1 protein-coding gene is annotated in these 1843 nt (G+C 69.0%); it reads left to right on the top strand.

What is annotated here, in order from left to right:
* Window positions 1-187: 187 nt before the first annotated feature.
* The gene (locus ACIQU6_RS44670) at window positions 188-1807 is read left to right on the top strand and encodes an IS1182 family transposase (protein ID WP_403488464.1); all 1620 of its coding nucleotides are present in this window, start codon (window positions 188-190) and stop codon (window positions 1805-1807) included.
* Window positions 1808-1843 lie beyond the last annotated feature (36 nt).

Here is a 1843-nt window from a genome sequence, read left to right as displayed (position 1 = left end):
CTTGACTCTGTCGGGGATCTTGGATTTTCCCGGTGAGCTGGGGTGATCGGTGGGCATGCTCGGGGTGTTCCGAGAGCCCATGCAGTTGTCGAGGTGTCCGTTGTCGCTCCGTCCTCGTTCCGGTGAGCAAGTCCCGCCTCTGACGGCGCAGATCGCGAGGGCGAGCAACCCGGGCGGTACGGCGGCGATGTGGGTGAGAGACCGCCTGGACGGGCTGTGGTGTGACGAGGACTTCGCGGACTGGTATCCGCGTGACGGGCGTCCGGGCCTCTCGCCCGCCCAGCTGGCCACCGTCTGCGTGCTGCAGTTCGTGCTCGGCCTGTCGGACCGGCAGACCGCCGAGGCGGTGCGCTGCCGGATCGACTTCAAGTACGCGATGGCCATGGAGCTGGACGATCCCGGCTTCCACCACAGTGTGCTGGCCGACTTCCGCGACCGTCTCACCGAGGGCGACCGCGCCGATCGCCTCCTCGACCTTGCGCTGGCCCGCCTGAAGGAAGCCGGGCTGATGCGCGAGCGCACCACGCAGCGCACCGACTCCACCCACGTCCTGGCCGCCGTGCGTGACCTCACCCGGCTGGAGCTGATCACCGAGGCGGTCCGTGCCGCGCTGGAGGAAGTCGCCGGCACTGCCCCGCACCTGCTGGACGAGCTGGTCGACGAGGACTGGGGGCGCCGCTACGGCCGCCCGGTCCGCCTGGGCAAGAACCCCACCAAGCCCAAGACCAGGATCCTCGCCACCGGCAACGACGCCGTTCGGCTCCTGGAACACCTCCACCAGCATGGTGGAGACCGGGCGTTCGGCCCTCGTGTCCAGGCCCTGCGCCAGATCATGGTGCAGAACTACCACCGCGACACCGCAGGACACCTGCGCTGGCGCACCGCCGAGACGGAAGACGGCCCCGGCCTGCCGCCCTCCTCCCGGGCGATCGTCTCGCCCTACGACACCTCCGCCCGCTACGCACGGCACGGGCACATCATCAGCTGGAAGGGGTTCTCCGCCCATCTCACGGAGACGTGCGCTCCCGACGGCCCCAACGTGATCACCGACGTGGCCACCACCGCGGCCACTACCCACGACAGCAAGGTCCTGCCCGGTATCCACACTCGCCTGCACCGTCGCGGACTGCTGCCCGCCGAGCACCTGGTCGACGCCGGCTACACTTCCCTGCCCCACCTTGCGCAAGCCGCACGCGATCACCAGGTCACCGTCTCCGGGCCGCTCAAGGCCAACCCCACCCGGCAACACCGCCGGGGTGAAGGCTTCGCCCGCGACGACTTCCACATCGACTACGACCGACAGCAGGTCACCTGCCCCCAGGGGCAGATCAGCCAGGGCTGGCACGGCCCTTACCCGACCTCCTCGCCCACCGCGGCCCCGCTGATCGTGGCCCGGTTCACCAAGAGCCAGTGTCAGCCATGCCCGGCCCGCGCTCAGTGCACCGCCTCCCGCGCAAGCCACCGCACCGTGGGCTTTCCCCCACGCGAACTACGCGACCTGCAACTCCACATCCGTGCCGAGCAACAGACACCCGAATGGAAGACCCGCTACGCGGTCCGCTCCGGAGTCGAGGGAACGGTCAACGAGTTCGCCCACGGCCACGGTATGCGCTACTGCCGCTACCGAGGCCAGGAAAGGGTCCACCTCCAGCACGTCCTGACCGCCATCGCCATCAACATCGAGCGCCTCAGCGGTCTCTCACCGACCGAAGAAGTGCGCCCTCCCCGCCGACCGACCGCCTTCCAGACCTACCTTGATCAGCACGAGATCCCCCGGCCGAAGTCCTGGCGAACCCTGGGCACCTGACCTCGGCAACTCCAAGATCCCCGACAGAGTCAAGCT

This window comes from Streptomyces sp. NPDC090442 (assembly GCF_044769405.1).
GTDB lineage: Bacteria > Actinomycetota > Actinomycetes > Streptomycetales > Streptomycetaceae > Streptomyces.
Note: the sequence above shows the minus strand (reverse complement) of the source record. Positions and strands in the feature narration are given on the sequence as shown.

What these genes read in the sequence shown, in the direction of transcription:
- ACIQU6_RS44670 (WP_403488464.1), top strand. Translation starts at nt 188, where the DNA reads ATGTGGGTGAGAGACCGCCTGGACGGGCTGTGGTGTGACGAGGACTTC.